This is a genomic window from Pseudomonas fluorescens (genome assembly GCF_004683905.1).
GTDB lineage: Bacteria > Pseudomonadota > Gammaproteobacteria > Pseudomonadales > Pseudomonadaceae > Aquipseudomonas > Aquipseudomonas putida_A.
In genome coordinates, this window is record NZ_CP038438.1 from 4,830,566 (window position 1) to 4,849,118 (window position 18,553).

The following is an 18,553-nucleotide window of genomic DNA, read 5'->3' on the forward strand; positions in this document are numbered from 1 at the left end:
GCCCGTCCCTTGCATTTACCCCCGAAAGCCCTGCCCGGCTGGCGCTCATGCTCGATGAGGCCGGTGTCTGGCAGGGTCTGCCAAGGGTAAATAGCGACCTTGAATATTTTAGATCTCGACCACAGCCTGACCGCCCAGGCGCCGATTGCGCGGCTGCTCGACAGTGGCCGCGCCAGACGCCTGGACCTGCTCGACCTCGGCCCGAAACTCCGGCTCTGGTCCAGCGAACGCACCTGGCGACGCTTCGCCGAACGCTTGCAGCAGCGGCCGCGGCACACCGGCCCGGCACCGGAAATCTTCTTCGTCGGCTCCGGTGACTATCACCACCTGACCCCGGCGTTTCTCACCGACCTGCCCGAGCCGGTCAGCCTGATCCATTTCGACAATCACCCTGACTGGGTGCGGTTTGCGCCGCGTCGGCATTGCGGTTCCTGGGTCAATCAGGCCCTGAAACTGCCGGACATCCGCCGCATCGTCACCCTCGGCCCGTGCAGCGATGATCTGCAAAATCCACAACTGAAGGGCGGCAACCTCGCAGCGCTCAAACGCGGGGTTCTGCAGCTGTTTCCGTGGCAGCACGCGCCCTCCCGAGTCTGGGGGCGAGTCGGTGATGGCGCCGGCCATGAACAGCAGGAAAACATGCTGCACTGGCGCAATTTGTCCGAGGTCGACTGGACCCTGTTCCTCGACAAAATGATCGCCAGCCTGCCGACCGATGCGGTGTGGATCACTATCGACAAGGACGTGCTCGCCAGCGAAGACGCCGCGACCAACTGGGATCAGGGCGGCATGCGCCTGAGCCATATGCTTCAGGCCCTGCGCGCGCTGGCGGCGAGCAAGCGAATCATCGGCATCGACATCTGCGGCGAATACGCCCGTCCGGCCTTCAGCAACGTATTCAAACGCTGGGAGGCGAAGACTGATCAGCCGCCGGCCGAGCGCTGGAGCGACACCGATATCCTGCGCAACTCCACCACCAATCAAGCCTTGATCGACCTGTTCGAGGAACTGTTTCCATGACTTTCACCGTGATTGTGCTGGTGGCCCTGTCCATCGTTCTGGATGTGATCGGCCAGCTGTGTTTCAAACTGGGCCTGGATCGATTACCGGAGCTGGAGGGTGGTTTTCGGCTTCAGGTGTTCTGGGGCCAAGTGTTCAACGCACCGCTATTGTGGTGCGGGATAGGCGCTTACGCGATCGAGTTTTTCGTCTGGCTCGGCGCCCTGTCGCGGGCACCGCTGAGTCTGTTGTTTCCGGCAGCCGCGCTGGCCTATTGCGGCGTGGTGCTGGCGGGCAAACTGGTGCTTGGCGAAACCGTCAGTCGGCGGCGCTGGCTGGGCACGCTGGTGATTACGGCGGGCGTGATGCTTGTGTGTGCCGGCCATGTCTGAAGCTCGCCTGGAACTGCAAAGGAACGACGCAATGCATTGGCTACACGGGCGCGTGGGCACCATCGTGCTCTGGGCGCTGTTGATTACTCTGGAAAGTGGCGGACAGATCGCGAGCAAAGTCGGTGGTGATCAACTGGGGCAGATGGACCTCAGCCTGCAATGGCTGCAAGGCATCGTCATGACGCCCGGGGTGTGGGTGGCGGTTGCCTGCTACATCGGCGCGTTTTTCGTCTGGATGCTGATTCTGCGACGCAGCAGTCTGTCGCTGGCGTTTCCCCTGAGTTCGCTGGTGTTTGTCGGGGTGCTGCTGGGGTCGTGGCTGGGACTGGGCGAGCAGATCAGTCTGCTGCACTGGGTCGGCGTGGCGGTGATCATGGGCGGGATAGCCTTGCTCGCCGAGGGCGAAGAGCACTGAAATGCTCCGTGTAGGAGCTGCCGCAGGCTCGGGCCGCGATCGGACGATCTTTGCTTTTCAAGATCAAAAGATCGCAGCCTGCGGCAGCTCCTACACAAATCGGTCAGGCGTCAGGCTTTTGGTGGTTCAGCAGGAAGCCCAAACCGTGCGCCAGCGGAATATCCTTCACCCCCGCTTCCTGCTGTTGCCGGGCGATCTGCCGGTGATAGGCCTTGACCTGAGTCCAGTGCATTTTCGGCCGGTAGTGGTGCTCGGCGTGATAGCCGTTGTTCATCCACAACAGGTTGTACAGCGGGCTGTAGGCACTCACGCCCCAGGCAATCGGCAAGTCCGGGTTGCCGCCAAAATGCTCGTAGTAACCGTTGAGCGATGACAGCGCCTGGCCCAGATACCAGAACGGCAACAACACCAGCACCGCCTGCCAGTCATACACCGCCAGCAGCAGATAAAACGCCACCGTCACATAGATCTCGACCTGAACCCAACGCGCATCCTTCGGGCGTTTGCGGCGCATTTCGTTGTAGATCGGCTTGGGGTCGTCGCGGAAAAAACTCAGGAAGGTGTAGGCCCAGGGATTCTCCGGCTGACCGTTCTTGCCGCGCAGATAGATCGACAGCGGATCAATGGTCTTGCCGTCCGGCCCCGGCAGATCCGAGTTGCCGCGGTGATGGCGGTTGTGGATATCGCGATAGAGGGTTTGCGAAAAACCGATGGTCACCGACAACAACAGATCGAATGCCCGGTTCAGCCACGCCGGGGTGAAGTAGGCGTTGTGAATCTGGTTGTGGGAAATGCTGTTGATGCTCCACGACAGGCTGATTGCGTAGCCCAGCGCCAGCGGCACGAAAGCCCACCACGACAGGTCGTGGAAGGCCGCAACCAGCCACAGGACGAAAGCGAAATGGGCCAGGCCCAGAGCGATGGGGATCAGGTCCCACAATGAATGAGCCAGCAGACGGTAAGCAGGGCGAGCCATGAAGAACATCCTGAAGGAATGGATTCGACATGGCTGTCTGCAAACCGCAGACCAATTTGCCCGCGCGCGTAATCAGTCGAATTTGTAGGCGATGGCCGCCTGCACTTCGCCCTGATTGGTATCACCCACCGCTTTGACGATGCTGCTGTCCGCCGCCGAGCGAGTCAGGTGAATCCAGCTCGCGCTGGTGACCAGCGACCAGTGTGGCGCCAGAGGGAACTCGAAGCTCTGGGTCAGCGCCACGTTCTGCAAACCGCCGCCGGCGTTGTACGCGCGGATGCCCGAGGCCTGCGCCTCGCGATCACTGACACCGAAGAAGGTCTGGGTGCCCTGCGCATCGGCAAAATGCGCGGTCAGGTTGCTGCTGCCGATCACCCCGCCGCCCAGTGGATAGCCAATTTCACCGCCCACTTTGCCAAACACGCCGCCCTGCCCGCTGCCACCGCCGACGGCCTGGCCAACGAAGGCGAATACGCGCCAGAAATCGGCCGGAGCGTATTGCACGAAGCCGCCAGCCTCGGCCATGTCGGGCACATCACGCAGGCCGCGCAACTCGCCGTTGGCGGTGCGCCCGGAGAGGTAATTGACGTACGGCCCGGCGCTGAAACCGTTGCTTTTCAAGGCGCTCCAGGTCAGGCCATCGTCGGTACCGAGGCTGACATCGCCCCAGTCCAGATCCAGATACGGGATCGGTCGGGTTTCGTAGCGGCTGCCGCTCGGATCATGCGGTTGGTACCCCACCCCGATTCCTGCTTCACCTGTAATGCCATCCGCCAGGGCGGGCCCGGAAAAGCAGGCCAGTGCGGCCAATAACGCCAGTGTCTTCCTCTGCATGAGGTCATTCCTTTTCTGAACTTGCGCGCATCAATCCCCGGATACCGCCCTTGGCGCAAGCACTCATGTTGTTTGTAGCAAGCTACAAAAATTGTAGCTCCACTTTTCGAAAACCGCGCATCGCCCCCGCCAGCACGGGGCTTTGGTCAATTGGCACAGTCCCTGCTCCCACCCTTGCCAGGCGCAGACCGCGCACCCTGACAACTGCCTCGACCCAACAGGTACTGCAGATGATTGACTGGCATATCGTGTGTGATTTCGACGGGACGATCACCCGTACCGACGTAATCGACAGCATCCTTGAACGCTTCGCCGACCCGAGCTGGGAAGCCATCGAAAATGAATGGCTGGAGGGCAAGATCGGTTCCCGTGAATGCCTCAGCCGTCAACTGGCGCTGATCAAGGCCACGCCGGCACAACTGCTGGAATTCTTCGACAGCATCGACATCGACCCGGACTTCCCCGATTTCGTCGACCACGTGATCGGCCTCGGCGCTTCGCTGGAAGTGGTCAGCGACGGCATCGAACAAGGCATCGCGCGGATTCTGGCGCGCAACTACGTGACGCTGCTGCCGATCCTCGCCAACCGCCTGCGCCAGATCGATCACGACAAATGGCGCATCGATTTTCCTTACGCCAGTGACGCCTGCCGCGCGGCCTCCGGCAACTGCAAATGCAAATCCACCCCCGGCAGCAAACGCGTGCTGGTGATCGGTGACGGGCAGTCCGACATGTGCGTGGCGTCCACCGCCGATTTCGTCTTCGCCAAGGATCGCCTGGCCGAGCACTGCGAGCGCAACGGCATCGCCTACGCGCGCTTCGACAGCTTCGCCGAACTGCCACAACTGCTGGCCCGCCTGCCGCTGGCCCCGGCCGCCAACGCCGTCACGTTCAGCACCGAATCCACTTCTGAAGCACAGGAAACCCTGCACCATGTCTGATATCCGCATCGCGACAGCCGAAGACCAGGTCCTTCTGGAAAAAGAAGCCAGATACTGCTCCTACGGCGACACCGTTCACTACATCGAACCGCCGCGCATCTTCAGCCGCTGCGAAGGCTCCTACGTCTGGGACACCGAAGATCAGGCCTACCTCGACCTGCAAATGTGGTACTCGGCGGTCAACTTCGGTTACGCCAACCCGCGTCTGAACAATGCGCTGAAACAACAGATCGACACCCTGCCGCAAATCGCCAGCCAGTACCTGCACAAGGGCAAGATCGAGCTGTCGGAGATGATCGCGGTCGACGCCAAGAAAAAATTCGGTCTCGACGGCCGAGTGCACTTCAACGTCGGCGGTTCGCAGTCGATCGAGGACTCGCTGAAAGTCGTGCGCAACGCCAGCAACGGCAAGAGCCTGATGTTCGCCTTCGAGGGCGGCTACCACGGGCGCACCCTTGGTGCTTCGTCGATCACCTCCAGCTACCGCTATCGCCGCCGCTACGGTCACTTCGGTGAGCGCGCGCAATTCATCCCGTTCCCGTATCACTTCCGCGGCCCCAAAGGCATGACCAAGGAAGAATACGGCAGCCACTGCGTGCAGCAATTCGCGCGACTGTTCGAGACCGAATACAACGGTGTCTGGGACCCGAAAGTCGGGCAGAGCGAATACGCCGCGTTCTACGTTGAGCCGATCCAGGGCACCGGCGGTTACGTGATCCCGCCGATGAACTTCTACAGTGAACTCAAGCACGTGCTGGATCAGCACGGCATCCTGATGGTGGTCGACGAAATCCAGATGGGTTTCTACCGCACCGGCAAGCTGTGGTCGATCGAGCACTTCGACGTCAAACCCGACGTGATCGTCTTCGGCAAGGCGCTGACCAACGGCCTCAACCCGCTGGGCGGCATCTGGGCCCGTGAAGAACTGATCAACCCGAAAGTCTTCCCGCCAGGCTCGACCCACTCGACCTTCGCCTCCAACCCGCTGGGCACGGCAGTGGGTCTGGAAATGTTCAAGATGACCAGCGAAGTCGATTACGGCGCAATGGTCATGGCCAAGGGCAAATACTTCCTTGAAGGCCTGCAGGATCTGCAAAAACGCTACCCGATCATCGGCGATGTCGACGGCCTCGGTCTGGCGCTGCGCTGCGAGATCTGCACCGCAGACGGTTTCACCCCGGACAAGGCCACCCTCGACTTCATGGTTGAAGAAGGCATGAAGGGCGACATCGAAATCGACGGTCGTCGTCTCGGCCTGATCCTCGACGTGGGCGGCTACTACAAGAACGTCATCACCCTGGCACCGTCGCTGGAAATCAGCTATCCGGAAATCGATCTGGGCCTGGCCCTGCTCGACCGACTCCTGCATCGGGCGATGAAACGATGATCGACGCTGAGATCGACATGGGCGAAGGCAACGCCGGTTTCGTTCTCGGTGACGGGGAGGTCGCGGTGCTGTTGATCCACGGCCTCACCGGCACCCCGACGGAGCTGCGTCGGGTGGCCGTGGGCCTGGCGAAAGCCGGACACACGGTCTATGTGCCGACCCTGGCCGGGCACTGCGGCGGCAATGCCGACCTGCAAGCCACCGGCTGGCGCGACTGGTACGAAAGCGCACGCAACACCTTCGTCGGCGTACGCCGCAAACACCGCAAAGTGTATGTCGGCGGCCTGTCCATGGGCGCCGTGCTGTCGATGTACCTGGCCGCCGAACACCCGGGACAGATCGAAGGTTTGCTGCTGTATTCGACCACCCTGCGCTACGACGGCTGGAGCATCAACAAACTCGCGTTCCTCACCCCGTTGCTGATGAAAATCCCGTTCGGCGTGCACCTGTGCAGTTTCGAAGAAAAGCCGCCCTACGGGATCAAGAACGAGCGCCTGCGCGCCATCGTCGAACGCCAGATGAAAGAAGGTCAGAGCAGCCAGGCCGGGTTGCTGACCATGGAAGGCGTCACCGTGCGCGAACTGCACCGGCTTAACGCCGTGGTGAAAAAACGCATGCCGTCGATCACCACGCCGGCGCTGGTGCTGCACTCCATCGAGGACGACATCACCAGCCGCTGGAATGCCGATTACGTCGAACGCACACTCGGCGGGCCGGTGACCAAGGTGCTGCTCGACGACTGCTATCACATGATCACCGTGGATTTGCAGTACCGCCGGGTCGTGGAGTTGAGCGCCGATTTCATCGAGCGCGGCGTCACGCAACCGGTCGCCATAGCCGATACGCCATCACTGGAAACCCGGCAACTGGCTTGAGCAGTTGCAGTCCGACTCGCCGACACAAGGAACCGACGTGATCACCGCTCAAGCCTTTTCAACGATCGAAGCGATCGACCGCTGCGCCTGGAATGACTGCTTCGTCGATGAGCTGGAGGACTGGGATTACTACCGCGCCGTGGAACGGGCCGGCATCGACGGCTTTCACTGGCGCTATCTGACGCTGCACGAGGATGGCCGCCTGATTGCGGCCACCGTGGCGTTCACCACCGCCTATTCGCTGGACACCACCCTGCAAGGTGCGGGCAAACGGGTCAGCCAATGGCTGCGCCGGCGTCTGCCCGGACTGTTCGATATCCGCCTGTACGCCCTCGGCTCGCCGGTGGCGGAGCAATGCCATGTCGGCAGCGCTTCGCACATTGCCTCGACACAGCGCCCGGCACTGCTCAGGCAATTGCTCGAGCTGGCCCGGCAAGATGCCGAGCAGGCCGGGATCGGCCTGCTCGCGGTCAAGGACGCCTCGCATCGCGATCGACAATGGCTCGACGTCTGCCGCCAGGCCGGCCTGCAAAGCATGCCCGGTCTGCCCGGCGCCGAATTGCCGATCAACTTCGCCTCGGTGGACGCGTATCTGGGCAGCCTCGGCAAATCCACGCGCAAGGACCTGCGTCGCACCCTGCGCAATCAGGGCCCGCGCACGGAATGGCGGCGCTCGGTGCACGACCTGCTGCCGCGCATGATGGAACTCTACGAAGCCACTCTGGCCCGCAGTGATCTGGCCTTCGAATGCCTGCCTGCGGCGTATTTTCGCGAAGTGCTCAATCACCTCGATGACCGCGCAGCCTGTGTGCTCTATTGGGTCGAGGATGAACTGGTGGCGTTCAACCTGCTGTTGCTCGACGGGCAACGGATGGTCGACAAGTTTTTCGCCCATGATCTGGCCCGCACCCGCCAGTACAACCTTTACACCCGTAGCTGGCTGGAAAATGTCGACTACTGTATTGAACACAAACTGGCGATCTATGTGTGCGGGCAGGCCGGCTATGCCAGTAAGCTGCGTCTGGGTTGCTCGTTTGTCGGTAACACCGTGTTCTTCCGCCATCGCAATCCACTGCTCGACCAACTGTTGCGTCTGGTGAAAATATTCGTCCGCCCGGATCGCAGCGATCCGGCCCTGGCCGCTGCAATAAGCGAAATCCAATGATCAATGACCGACGCGCCACGCCCCGACCTTTCGCCCTCTCCGGCTGGAGCCTGCAACGCAAACTGGTGCTGGCCTTCTGGCTGGTCAGCGTGATTCCGACCATGATCGCTGCGGAACTGGCGGCCACTACGCTGTCGCAGATCTTCGACAGCAACGTGCGCATCTGGCTGCAGGAATCCTCGAAGATCGTCGAGGATGAAATCAGTGAAATCCTCCGCGAAAACGCCCGGGCCGCGAAGCTGTTCATGCGCCACGCCCGCCCGCCCACCGACCGCCAGTCCGCCAGGCACGACAAGCTGACCGCCGATATCGCCGACTCCATGGGCATCGATGTGGTGACGCTGATCCGCAACAGCGATAACAGAGTGATGTTCAGTACCGCCGCCGACGATATCGTCAGCCAGATCAGCACTGCGCCAAAGGCTGTGCTGCAGACCCTGCAAGTCGGCGGCGTACCCACCGGCACGGTGATTTCGACCTTCGAGACCGATCAGGGGGGCGTGGACTACAAGATGATCGTCGGCACTTATCTGGACAACAGCTTCCTGACCAGCGTCGCCGATGTGCACTCGCTGGACCTGCGCCTGTACCTGGCCAAGGGCGAGGACTTTTCCGAGATTTTCTCGACCCAGCGCTTCCAGGATCACCCCTCGCAAGTGCCGAAGAAAATCGAGCAGATCCTGCGCGAGACCAAAGGCCCCTACGAACAATTCACCAATAACTACAGCGGTATCTACCGGCCGATCTTCAATGAAAACGGCCAACTGCAAGGCGTCATCTTCAGCGGTCTGCTGCGCCACACCAGCCTGGTCGGCCTGGTCAATCAGAGCAACCTGTTCATTCTGATTTTCCTGCTCAGCTCGGCAGCGTCGCTGGCGGTTGGCTGGCTGGTCTCGCAACGCCTGACCAAACCATTGCGCGGTCTGGCCCGTGGCGTACAGGCGGTGATCGCCGGCGATTATCATCAGCGCCTGAGCGTGAATGGCGGCGACGAACTGGCAGAACTGAGCAGCACGTTCAACCACATGAGCGAACGTCTGGAAGAGTTGCAGCATCTGGAGTCGCAACTGCGCCGCCGTGATCGCCTGCACGCGCTGGGCGAAGTCGCCATGGGTCTGGCCCATGAAATCCGCAATCCGCTGGGCATCATCAAAACCGCCACGCAACTGCTGCATCGCCGTGCCGATCTGCCGGAAACCGACAAGCGTCACCTGGAATACGTGGTCAAGGAAGTCAGCCGTATCAACGACCTGATCACCGAGTTTCTCGACTTCGCCAAACCCAGCGCGCCGATCCGCGCTACGCAATCAGCACGCACCCTGGTCGACGAACTGGCCGGATTCTGCGAGCCGGAACTGGCCAGCCACAACATCGATCTGCACATCGCCGATCACGCGCCGGGGGCGACGATCTACGCCGATGCCAAGCAACTCAAACAGGTGGGCCTGAACCTGATCGTCAACGCCATCGACGCAATGCCCGACGGCGGTCGCCTGACCCTGAGCATCGCCAACGCTGGAAAATTCACCATCATCGGCGTCGCGGACACTGGTCAGGGGATCGAAGCCGACATGCTCGAACGCATCTTCACCCCGTTCGTCACCACCAAGGCTTCGGGCACCGGTTTGGGTCTGGCCAAGGTGTTTTCGGTCATGGAAAGTCATAACGGGCGCGTAGAATGCGTCAGCGAAAAAGATGCCGGCGCCACCTTCAGCCTGTACATTCCGGCCAATGGCGAAGACTTCGACGAGAGCGACGATGACGCATAACATTCTGGTAGTGGACGACGAACCGAAACTCTGCGACCTGCTGGCCTCGGCCCTCGGGCAGAACGGCATCAGCGTGTTCACCGCCGGCAATGGCCTGCACGCACTCAAAGTGCTGGAAAGTGAAGACATCGATCTGCTGATCAGCGACTGGCGCATGCCCGGCATGGACGGCCCGCAGTTGCTGGCTGAGGTGAAGACCCGCTATCCGCAGTTGCCGGTGATCGTCATGACCGCCTACAGCACGGTGAAAAACGCCGTGGAATCGATGCGCAACGGCGCGTTCGACTACATCGCCAAGCCGTTCGACATCGACGAGCTGGACATCACCGTCAGCAAGGCCCTGCAGTTTCGCGACATCCTCAAAGACAACCAGCGCATGCGCGCCGAGCTCGACGAGCATCAGCAGATCGACAGCCTGATCGGCGACAGCCCGAGTTTTCGCAGCGTGCTGCAAGCGGTGGACTCGGTACGCGAAAGCGCCGCCACCGTGCTGCTCAGCGGCGAAAGCGGCACCGGCAAGGAAATGGTCGGCCGGGCCATCCACAAGCATGGCAACCGCGCCGACAAACCGTTCGTGGCGGTGAACTGCGCGGCCATCCCTGAAGGGCTGCTGGAAAGCGAAATGTTCGGTCACCGCAAAGGCGCGTTCACCGGCGCCGTGGCCGATCGCATCGGACGCTTTCAGCAGGCCGACAAGGGCACGTTGTTTCTCGATGAAATCGGCGAAATGCCGCTGGCATTGCAGGCCAAGATCCTCCGTGCCCTGCAGGAGCGGGTGATCGAGCCGGTGGGCGATACCAAGGAGCGCAAGGTCGATGTGCGGGTGATCGCCGCCACCAACAAAGACCTGCTGCAAGCGGTGGCGAATAAGGAGTTTCGCGAGGATCTCTACTACCGCCTCAATGTCTTTCCCATTCCTCTGCCGGCATTGCGCGAACGGGTCGAGGACATCGCGCCGCTGGCCCGCCACTTCGCCCACACGCTGGGGGCCGCTGCCGGCAAACGCATCAGCGGCTTCAGCGCGCAGGCCTTGCAGGCCATGACCCGCTATTCATGGCCGGGCAACATCCGCGAACTGCAGAACTGCGTGGAGCGCGCGACCATCGTCGCCTCCGCCAACATCATCGAGGAGCACGATCTGCCGGCTTACCTGTTCGCCGCACAGGCCTCGGACAGCAGCGGCCCGCTGAGCGAAATCAACGGTGTCCCGGCGGATCTGGACGCAGCACTCGCCGAAGTCGAGAAGGCCTACATTCTGGCGGCCCTGCAACAGAGCAATGGCGTGCAGGCCGCCGCCGCGCAGTTGATCGGGATCTCCGAGCGCAGCTTCTGGTATCGCCTGAAGAAGCTCGGGATTCACGTCGACAAGATCGTGCGCTGACCCCGCAAGGTCAGTTGACGGTGCCGCCGCGGGCTTCACTGATGATCTGCCGGATCGCCCCGACAAAGGTGTCCACCGGTTGCCCGCCCGTGACCGCGTACTGACCGTTGAACACCACGGTCGGTACCGAACTTACGCCGCGTTGCAGCCACAGCTGCTCTTCTGCACGCACGTCATCGGCAAACTCGTCGGAGGCCAGAATAGCTTGCGCACGCTGCCGATCCAGGCCCACGCTTTCAGCAATCTGCGCCAGTTGCGCGTGATCGGACGGATTACCGCCATCGGTGAAATAGGCTTTGAACAGCGCCTGCTTCAACGGCAACTGCCCCCCCTCAAGCCCGGCCCAATGCAACAGACGATGAGCATCAAAGGTGTTGTAGATGCGGCTGTTGCCATCGGTGCGAAAGGCAAATCCGACCTCGGCGCCACGGGCACGAATCGCCTCGCGGTTCTTCTGTGACTGCTCCGGAGTCGAGCCGTATTTTTCGCTGATGTGTTCGGTGATGTTCTGCCCGTCCGGGCCCATCTTCGGGTTCAGTTCGAACGGCTGGAAATGAATCTCGGCCTGCACTTCATCGCGCAGAATCTCCAGCGCCTGCAGCAGGCCATTCAGGCCGACGACACACCACGGGCAGGAAACGTCGCTGACAAAATCGATTTTCAAAGCGGAACTCATCACACACCTCGCGGGCGGAAATCGTGCGGGAAAGTTTGCACGATACACCTGCCTGCTCTTGCGATGACAGTGATGGCCCCTTCGCGAGCAAGCCCGCTCCCACATTCGGAATACGGTTCCCCTTGTGGGAGCGGGCTTGCTCGCGAAGAGGCCCGAGTCAACACCGCCAAAACCTCAGCTACAGCAGGTTGCCGCTCGCCACCGGCTCGATCTGCGCCCAGTGCGAGGTGTCTTCACGGTGCGCCTGCAAATACGGCAACACCGCCGCCAGCAAGGGCGCCTTGAACGCCTCCTGAAAACGATGAGCCAGCCCAGGAATCAGCTTCAACTGACTACCGCGAATGTGCGCCGCCAGATGCACCCCGTGCATCACCGGCAACAGCGGATCGGCCGTGCCGTGCACCACCAGCGTCGGCACCCGCAGTTGATTGAGCAAGGCCACCCGGCTCGGCTCGGCAAGGATCGCCATGATCTGGCGCTTCACACCTTCAGGGTTGAACGCCCGGTCGTAAGCAATCGCCGCCTGATGCAACAACGCTTGCCGGTCATCGGTCACCGCGGGGCTGCCAAGCGCCGCCAGCAGATCGGCCTGCTGTTCCAGCGCCACCTCGCGATTCGGCGCGCCGCGCCGCGCCAGCAGTTGCACCAGCGCCGCACTCGGTGCCGGCAAACCTTCAGCGCCGGAACTGGTCATGATCAGCGTCAGACTCTCTACCCGCTGCGGTGCCATCGCCGCCAGATGCTGGGCGATCATCCCGCCCATGCTCGCGCCCAATACGTGAAACTGGTCGATGTGCAGCGCGTCCATCAAGCCCAGCGCATCGTCGGCCATGTCCGTCAGCGAATAGGGCGCCGACACCGGCAAGCCGAGTTTGTAGCGCAGCACTTCAAAGGTCAGGTTGGCGTCGGCCGGGGCCTGACGCCAGGTCGACAGGCCGACATCGCGGTTGTCGTACCGGATCACCCGAAAGCCTTGCTGACACAGCGCAACCACCACTTCGTCCGGCCAGTGGATCAACTGACCACCCAGGCCCATGACCAGCAACAGCGCCGGATCCGAGGCACGGCCGATGCTCTGGTAGGCAATGCTCACTTGTTGCAGATCGACATGCGCGGTCGGCACATTCACATCGCAACGCGCCGCCGCGAACGCTGACGTACCGAATAAAAACGCGACCAAAACGGCCGCGAGCGAAAAAAATCCCTTGCTCATGAAAAACACCGAAACGCAGAACCCCAGTAGAGCGCGAGTCTGATGAAGTTTGTTCAAGCGCGCTGCCACAGTTGCGTGACAGTTTAATGAAGATTGCCGAGCGGTCATTTGTGCAGGCCGTTGAGCAGGCGGACACACTCTGCAAAACAGACCAGCGCAAAGCGATACCCCAGTACCACACCCACCTCCGACGTCTGACCTCTAATGGCTTGAAATCCGGCTCAGCCCGGTCTTTCAAGCCATTGGAATCCTTTCATCATGTTCGACCTCCCCACCCCCGCCACGGTCGATTTCGGCCTGCCCCATTCGTTGCCGAAAAATCTCGATCAGAACCTCCACCAGCAGTCCAGCGCGTGTTTGCGCGATTGTCATCGGCAGTGGCGGGCATTGATGGCGCAAGCCGCGCGCGACGATTGGGATCAGCGCGCAACCGGCACGCCGTTTTCGCGTCGGGATCAGGCGCTGCTTATCTATCGCCAGCACTTCGAGGCGAGCTGCCTGAATGCCCATGCACAAGAAACGCTGCAGGCCGCGCCCCTGCAGAGGCTGCTGACAAGCGTTGACCAGCAGACCACACACAGCGACGTTGCCATCCGCCAGCCACGACTCGCACGCCGCGATGACAGCCAGGTCACGTTGCCCGGTGCGCTGCTGATTCGTCTCGACCCGACGCGACATTTACTGTATCTGCCCTCGCACGACCCGGCACTGCAGCTGTTCCGGCAACACGCCGATCTGCAGGACTGGCTGATCAGTCATTGCCGACAGAGCGGGCAATACTCACGGCTGGAGGCGGTGACACTGGTCGAGCCGGTGCTCGGTCAGGATCCGCTGCGCCTCAACCTGCAAATGCTGTTCACGGGTTCAGCGTCGACGAGTGACTTCCACGAGCTGATCGGCGCACCGTCCGAACTTGCGATCGACGCGTTGCCTGCCTCCGATGACGTCGCGCTGTTCGGTCTGCTGAGTCCGGACATTCCCTTCAACCAGCGCAGTCGGGCGCTTGATGTTGAGCAGCGGGCCCTCGAGCGCTTGCTCGGCGAAGCCGCTGCAGCAGAGCTGAACAACCCGCAACGCCAACAACTGGCGCAGCATTTCGACGCACTGAGTGAAGCCCGGCAAGCCAGCCACGCTGCCGCTTCAGCACTGCTTGAGAGTCGCGATCCGCTGAAAATGCTCGAGCTGCGTCATGCCACGAATGTCCATCACCACGCCCTGCTTCAGGCCCGTATCGCAGGGCTGCGCGCCGAGGTCGAACTGCAAAGGGCGCTGGATCATCTGACCGTCGAGGAGCATCGGCGAATCATCGCGATGCTGGACGCACCGGGGCGCCATCTGCCGACAGCGGACGGGGTTATCGCCCGCCTATCGATGGCGGCGGCAGATCAGAACATGACCGCCGTCGAGGAGCTGCATGGCGTACTGATCATAGCGACGACCGCCGCACTGGAGCCTGACTCGAGCGACAGCCTGCTGCTTTACTGGCCGGGCGAGTTCGGCGGGCTGCAACGTTTTACTTCACGTACAGCGCTGGCACAGGATCTGTTCAAACATTCGCCGAACGACGGCGGACTGACCTTGCACCTGACGCCGCTCACGGGGGACCCTCTGGCCTGGTCCCTTGATCGACAGCTCTATCAATGCGAACAGCAGGCCGCGCAGATCCTGCGTGACAACCCGCTGCCCGGCCGGGCCGACGAGCGCCGGGCCGAGATGGAAAAGCTGCGCGAACAATATCTGCCACGCCTGACCGTAGCGGTCGCGCAAGCCCGTGAACGGGCATTTACCGAACGTCAGGCGCAAGACCGCAGCGCGGCGCTGGCCGGCAACCTGCCTGCATGGTTTGAAAAGCTGGACGACGCGCCACGTGCACGGATCAAAACGCTGATCAGCCAGTACCTCGACGCCATGCAACGCGCTCATGCGTTGCTCGAACGGGAATTACCGCCGCGTCAGGCCTTCGCCGAACAACGCATCGACGCCCGCTTGCGCGCAGACTTTGCGCTCAAACAAAGCGCGAGCGTGAGCCTCGACCTGCCCGATTCGACCTTCTGGCAAAAAACCGTGATGGAAGGCGCCGCGCCTGGCACACCGCAACGCATTGTCCTGACCGCGAGCGACAAGCGCGGCGACCTCACCCTTGAACAACTGGCACAGGAAAACATCGATCAGGAGGTGCAGTGGCGCCTGTCCTTCATGCGGGCCAGGATCCGCGCCGAGAACCCCACTGATCGACGGCGCCTCGAAGCCGGGATCACCCCGGCCTATTTGCGCAATCTGGTAACAGAGCTGGATCTGCCCGGACGTTACGAAGAACTGATTCGCCAGGCATTTTTCGGCGTGCCGGGAGAACCGGCGTTTCAGCAGGCCTGGCGCCGTGAATGCCTGAGCGAACCGTGGCGGCTGATGCTCAGGTTGCAAGGTGAGTTCGCGCTGCTGCAACGGCACATCGACAATGCCGGCCATGCCGTGCTGAAAGTCGCCATCGAGGCGAATACACCTCAGGCGTATGCCGTGAATGGACAACGCATCGCGCTGCTGCCGGTGCACCTGACCGTCGGTGGAGAGGACACCGCGCATCAAGGACCGAGCACGCTCGCGGGTGTCACGTTCATTGTCGAGCAAACCAGTGGCCTGACCCTGCTCTACTTGCCCGACAGCCCCGACGCGATCTTCCTCCGTCAATTCGAAACGCTGGAGCAGGCGCGGGTGGATCTGTTCAAGCGTTGTGTGGACAGCAAAATGGTCAGCTACTTGGCGGGACGCGCGGTAAGCGGCGAGTTTGCCAGCCATGTCAGCCGGATCAACCAGGCACAGCTGCGCAATTTCGATGCGCTGATCGGCGTCGGGATGGCCTGGCCGGCGACCACATCACTGGCCATTCATTTACTGAACGTGCACATGGGCCGGTTGCTGGAGGCCCATCGCAGCAGTTCACGTTCCAACGATGCGTTGTATCTCGAACGCTGTGCACTGAAGTCCGGGGCGTTGTTCAACTATCTGAAAATGGCTATCGGCATGTTGCCGTTCGTGGGCGCGGCCGTGGCCCTGTATGACGCCTGGAACAGTGCCAATCTGGCGGTCGCGGCGTTCTTGCGCGGCGAGCTCGGACATGGTCTGGCGGAGGTGGAAGCGGTGCTGCTGTCGCTGATCGACGCGGCAATGGATGTGCTTCCCGGAACCGTTTCGGCACCCGCAGCCGCTCGTCTGGCCAGCCGCCAGCGGCAACGCGCGGCATTGGGCAGATCCGCCGCGATACCAACATCCTGGCAATATGCCAGGCAGTCGATCGAGCGCTTCACGGGATACGAGTACGAATTCGACATCTCCCTCGCCGGCCTGCACCCGGCCACCCACGGTGTCTATCGCAACGTCTACCGCCACGCCGATGGTGACTTCATCATTCGTCAGGGCCGCATCTATCGGGTTCAGCTCAGCGACGCGCCACGTGGCTGGAGGCTTTACGGCTCACGGCTGCGCAGCTACAAACAACCGATCGCCCTCGACGAAAATGGCCAGTGGAACACCCATTACGCGGTGTACGGCACCGTTATGGACGGTGGCGGTGCAGGCGGTGGCGCCGTGCTCGGACATCTGGCCGACGGTATGGACCCGCTCTGGCCCGCGCCAATTCGCCAGTGGTTACCGCGCTGGTGGACCGATCGGCAACTGCGCAGGCAATTGACCCTGACCAACACCGCCGACGCCTATACCCGGCGCCTTGATACCCAGACACGCGCTTCCAACCAGTTGCTGGAGAACTACCAGAAACTCGACGTTGCCCAGCGCAAGCCACTACACACAGCAGTCGACGCAGCATGCCTGAATGACATCGACCTCGCGATCGCCCAATACGACAACCTTGCCGAACTGTTGCCCTTGAGCCATGGCCGCAAGCGTCTGCAGATCGAAGACATCCGCAGCCGCTGTGCCTGGATCGTGGTCGACCGCGCCGTGCAGCGCGTCACCGTCGCCCGCGACCGCTTGCTGGAACACCTGAACCGGATCGACGCACTGGTCGCCGAATCCGATGCCACCCCTTTCGGCAATACAGCGGCCCATATAAAACTCATGGCCCGGCGCAAGCAGGTACGCAAGGACTTCCTCAAGGAGTTCGATCAACTGCACGCAATCACCGAGCAGGCCAACCTGTGGAACAACCGCATCAGCAATCGCGCGCAGAAAACCCAGATGGCGAAAGACATGACCGCGCTCAACCGCAACCTGGGCGACAACACGCACCACTACCTGAGAACCGCACATCTGCTGGAAATCATTACTCGCTACGATGCGGTCAGCGACCTGTCCTGGGTGTATTTTCATACCCAGCTCAAAGACGCCCGGGTCAAGGTCGGGCGCGCACTGCTGACCCAGCATCACTTGCCAGAAGTCAGCGCCAGCCTGGTCGAGCGCAAACAGGTGATCGAGGATTGCCTGCAGATCTATGCCGGTTTCCGTCGTCAGCTCAACGCCTGGACGCTGGGTTATGCGCAGCATCTGGATCTGGAACAGGTCGGGCCATTCCTCGATGGGCTGACCAAGGTCGAAGCACACGCGCGGCACTCGATCAAACAGCGCCCGCCGATCAAACCGCGAGAGCCGGGCGGCAGGCAACTGTTCGAAACCGAGGACAACCAGTTGCTGATCGGTACCGAAAGCATTGACCCCGGCACCCGGGAAAAACGCTTCACCGTCGAAGGCATCGACGGTTTCCGCGAAACCTGGCTGCCGCGCTCCAGCGGCAAATATCATCTGCAAGCCCGCCCCGCACCTGCCACAACACCGCTGCCAACCGATGTTCAACCATTGCTCGCGGAAGCGCGAAAACGTCTGGAGGCGGTTGCGGCCTACAGCGCCAAGGTGCAGGGCTACACCCGTCAGGACATGTTGCCGGTGGATCTGGAACACATGTTCAGCAGCGAAGCGACCGAGCTGAGCATCCGCGCCCAGGCCATCGAACGGTTATCGCCGACCGAACCACTGGTGGTGCAATTGCGCGCCAAGGCCGGTGAGCTGCGACGTACCGGTCGTACCCTGCGCATTGATCAGTCACTGCGCAGCAAGACACCCACCGAAGGCTATCTGGACTATTTGCTGCAACAGCAAGTGGTGGATATCCGCCGCGAAGGTTCATTGCGGGCACTGGGCAAGCGCGCTGACGGACGCAAGGATTTCCTTCAGGAATACCAAGTGCGCGACCTCACCAGCACCCCACCGCGCACGCTGTGGTTCGCCCACTTTCACTACACCTCGGACAAGGCGCCGTTCGCCGACTTCGTCAAAGCCCACCTGAAATTGCCGGAACAACGCAATCTCGGCATGCAATGGCAGCAGGCCCAGGCCGCCGGCGGTGCGCAAGTCGAGGCAATCTGGCGTGGCGATATCGGCAAACCGCTGGGCATTCGGCATTTCGCAGATCTCTAAGGCAAAAAACAGCGGGGCACTGGCTGTGCCCCGCTGCTTGAGCGGTCGACAGCGTCGTCAACATGAGACAAACTCACTGTTTTCGTCCTGATCACAAATTTTCCTC

14 protein-coding genes are annotated in these 18,553 nt (G+C 61.7%); 10 read left to right on the plus strand and 4 right to left on the minus strand.

Annotated elements, in window-relative coordinates:
- Positions 1 to 99 precede the first annotated feature (99 nt).
- The 3 genes from E4T63_RS22225 to E4T63_RS22235 are packed head-to-tail and all read left to right on the plus strand — an operon-like array spanning position 100 to position 1,806.
- Positions 100 to 1,020: an arginase gene (locus E4T63_RS22225; RefSeq protein WP_135296471.1), complete on the plus strand. Its 921-nt coding sequence runs from the start codon at positions 100 to 102 to the stop codon at positions 1,018 to 1,020.
- Entirely contained in the window at positions 1,017 to 1,391 is a 375-nt protein-coding gene (locus E4T63_RS22230; protein WP_098965385.1) for a transporter, read from the plus strand. Before E4T63_RS22225 ends, E4T63_RS22230 begins: the two co-directional genes overlap by 4 nt.
- Positions 1,392 to 1,422: 31 nt before the next feature.
- Positions 1,423 to 1,806, plus strand: a complete 384-nt coding sequence (locus tag E4T63_RS22235) for an EamA family transporter (protein ID WP_135296472.1) — start codon at positions 1,423 to 1,425, stop codon at positions 1,804 to 1,806.
- A 103-nt stretch (positions 1,807 to 1,909) separates the two neighbouring features.
- Here E4T63_RS22235 and E4T63_RS22240 read toward each other — a convergent pair whose 3' ends face one another.
- Both E4T63_RS22240 and E4T63_RS22245 read right to left on the minus strand, forming a co-directional pair.
- A complete protein-coding gene (locus E4T63_RS22240) occupies positions 1,910 to 2,782 on the minus strand; it encodes a fatty acid desaturase family protein (protein ID WP_135296473.1) in 873 nt (290 codons plus the stop codon).
- A gap of 72 nt (positions 2,783 to 2,854) precedes the next feature.
- Positions 2,855 to 3,616 carry a MipA/OmpV family protein gene (locus E4T63_RS22245; protein WP_134787239.1) on the minus strand — a complete coding sequence of 254 codons (762 nt, stop codon included), beginning with the start codon at positions 3,614 to 3,616 and terminating at the stop codon, positions 2,855 to 2,857.
- A gap of 230 nt (positions 3,617 to 3,846) precedes the next feature.
- Between E4T63_RS22245 and E4T63_RS22250 the strand changes: the two genes are divergently transcribed.
- Genes E4T63_RS22250 through E4T63_RS22275 form a run of 6 tightly spaced genes read left to right on the plus strand, consistent with a single transcriptional unit; the run spans position 3,847 to position 11,134 of the window.
- Positions 3,847 to 4,557, plus strand: a complete 711-nt coding sequence (locus E4T63_RS22250; RefSeq protein WP_098965392.1) for an HAD-IB family phosphatase — start codon at positions 3,847 to 3,849, stop codon at positions 4,555 to 4,557.
- On the plus strand, positions 4,550 to 5,944 hold the full coding sequence (locus E4T63_RS22255) for an aspartate aminotransferase family protein (RefSeq protein ID WP_098965393.1): 1,395 nt from the start codon (positions 4,550 to 4,552) through the stop codon (positions 5,942 to 5,944). Before E4T63_RS22250 ends, E4T63_RS22255 begins: the two co-directional genes overlap by 8 nt.
- Positions 5,941 to 6,819, plus strand: a complete 879-nt coding sequence (locus tag E4T63_RS22260) for an alpha/beta hydrolase (protein WP_134787240.1) — start codon at positions 5,941 to 5,943, stop codon at positions 6,817 to 6,819. Before E4T63_RS22255 ends, E4T63_RS22260 begins: the two co-directional genes overlap by 4 nt.
- A 37-nt stretch (positions 6,820 to 6,856) precedes the next feature.
- Positions 6,857 to 7,984 carry a GNAT family N-acetyltransferase gene (locus E4T63_RS22265; protein ID WP_134787241.1) on the plus strand — a complete coding sequence of 376 codons (1,128 nt, stop codon included), beginning with the start codon at positions 6,857 to 6,859 and terminating at the stop codon, positions 7,982 to 7,984.
- On the plus strand, positions 7,981 to 9,753 hold the full coding sequence (locus E4T63_RS22270; protein ID WP_135296474.1) for a sensor histidine kinase: 1,773 nt from the start codon (positions 7,981 to 7,983) through the stop codon (positions 9,751 to 9,753). The genes E4T63_RS22265 and E4T63_RS22270 overlap by 4 nt, the downstream gene beginning before the upstream one ends.
- Positions 9,743 to 11,134, plus strand: coding sequence for a sigma-54-dependent transcriptional regulator (locus tag E4T63_RS22275; RefSeq protein ID WP_135296475.1), 1,392 nt, complete (start codon positions 9,743 to 9,745; stop codon positions 11,132 to 11,134). The genes E4T63_RS22270 and E4T63_RS22275 overlap by 11 nt, the downstream gene beginning before the upstream one ends.
- 10 nt (positions 11,135 to 11,144) lie before the next feature.
- Here E4T63_RS22275 and E4T63_RS22280 read toward each other — a convergent pair whose 3' ends face one another.
- Both E4T63_RS22280 and E4T63_RS22285 read right to left on the minus strand, forming a co-directional pair.
- Positions 11,145 to 11,810, minus strand: coding sequence for a DsbA family oxidoreductase (locus E4T63_RS22280; RefSeq protein ID WP_135296476.1), 666 nt, complete (start codon positions 11,808 to 11,810; stop codon positions 11,145 to 11,147).
- A gap of 178 nt (positions 11,811 to 11,988) precedes the next feature.
- Entirely contained in the window at positions 11,989 to 13,023 is a 1,035-nt protein-coding gene (locus E4T63_RS22285; RefSeq protein WP_135296477.1) for an alpha/beta fold hydrolase, read from the minus strand.
- A 258-nt stretch (positions 13,024 to 13,281) separates the two neighbouring features.
- Between E4T63_RS22285 and E4T63_RS22290 the strand changes: the two genes are divergently transcribed.
- Positions 13,282 to 18,447, plus strand: coding sequence for a dermonecrotic toxin domain-containing protein (locus tag E4T63_RS22290; RefSeq protein ID WP_135296478.1), 5,166 nt, complete (start codon positions 13,282 to 13,284; stop codon positions 18,445 to 18,447).
- Positions 18,448 to 18,553: the final 106 nt, after the last annotated feature.

What these genes read in the sequence shown, in the direction of transcription:
- E4T63_RS22245 (WP_134787239.1), bottom strand. Translation starts at nt 3,616, where the DNA reads ATGCAGAGGAAGACACTGGCGTTATTGGCCGCACTGGCCTGCTTTTCC.
- E4T63_RS22235 (WP_135296472.1), top strand. Translation starts at nt 1,423, where the DNA reads ATGCATTGGCTACACGGGCGCGTGGGCACCATCGTGCTCTGGGCGCTG.
- E4T63_RS22280 (WP_135296476.1), bottom strand. Translation starts at nt 11,810, where the DNA reads ATGAGTTCCGCTTTGAAAATCGATTTTGTCAGCGACGTTTCCTGCCCG.
- E4T63_RS22270 (WP_135296474.1), top strand. Translation starts at nt 7,981, where the DNA reads ATGATCAATGACCGACGCGCCACGCCCCGACCTTTCGCCCTCTCCGGC.
- E4T63_RS22275 (WP_135296475.1), top strand. Translation starts at nt 9,743, where the DNA reads ATGACGCATAACATTCTGGTAGTGGACGACGAACCGAAACTCTGCGAC.
- E4T63_RS22230 (WP_098965385.1), top strand. Translation starts at nt 1,017, where the DNA reads ATGACTTTCACCGTGATTGTGCTGGTGGCCCTGTCCATCGTTCTGGAT.
- E4T63_RS22290 (WP_135296478.1), top strand. Translation starts at nt 13,282, where the DNA reads ATGTTCGACCTCCCCACCCCCGCCACGGTCGATTTCGGCCTGCCCCAT.
- E4T63_RS22260 (WP_134787240.1), top strand. Translation starts at nt 5,941, where the DNA reads ATGATCGACGCTGAGATCGACATGGGCGAAGGCAACGCCGGTTTCGTT.
- E4T63_RS22240 (WP_135296473.1), bottom strand. Translation starts at nt 2,782, where the DNA reads ATGGCTCGCCCTGCTTACCGTCTGCTGGCTCATTCATTGTGGGACCTG.
- E4T63_RS22285 (WP_135296477.1), bottom strand. Translation starts at nt 13,023, where the DNA reads ATGAGCAAGGGATTTTTTTCGCTCGCGGCCGTTTTGGTCGCGTTTTTA.
- E4T63_RS22255 (WP_098965393.1), top strand. Translation starts at nt 4,550, where the DNA reads ATGTCTGATATCCGCATCGCGACAGCCGAAGACCAGGTCCTTCTGGAA.
- E4T63_RS22250 (WP_098965392.1), top strand. Translation starts at nt 3,847, where the DNA reads ATGATTGACTGGCATATCGTGTGTGATTTCGACGGGACGATCACCCGT.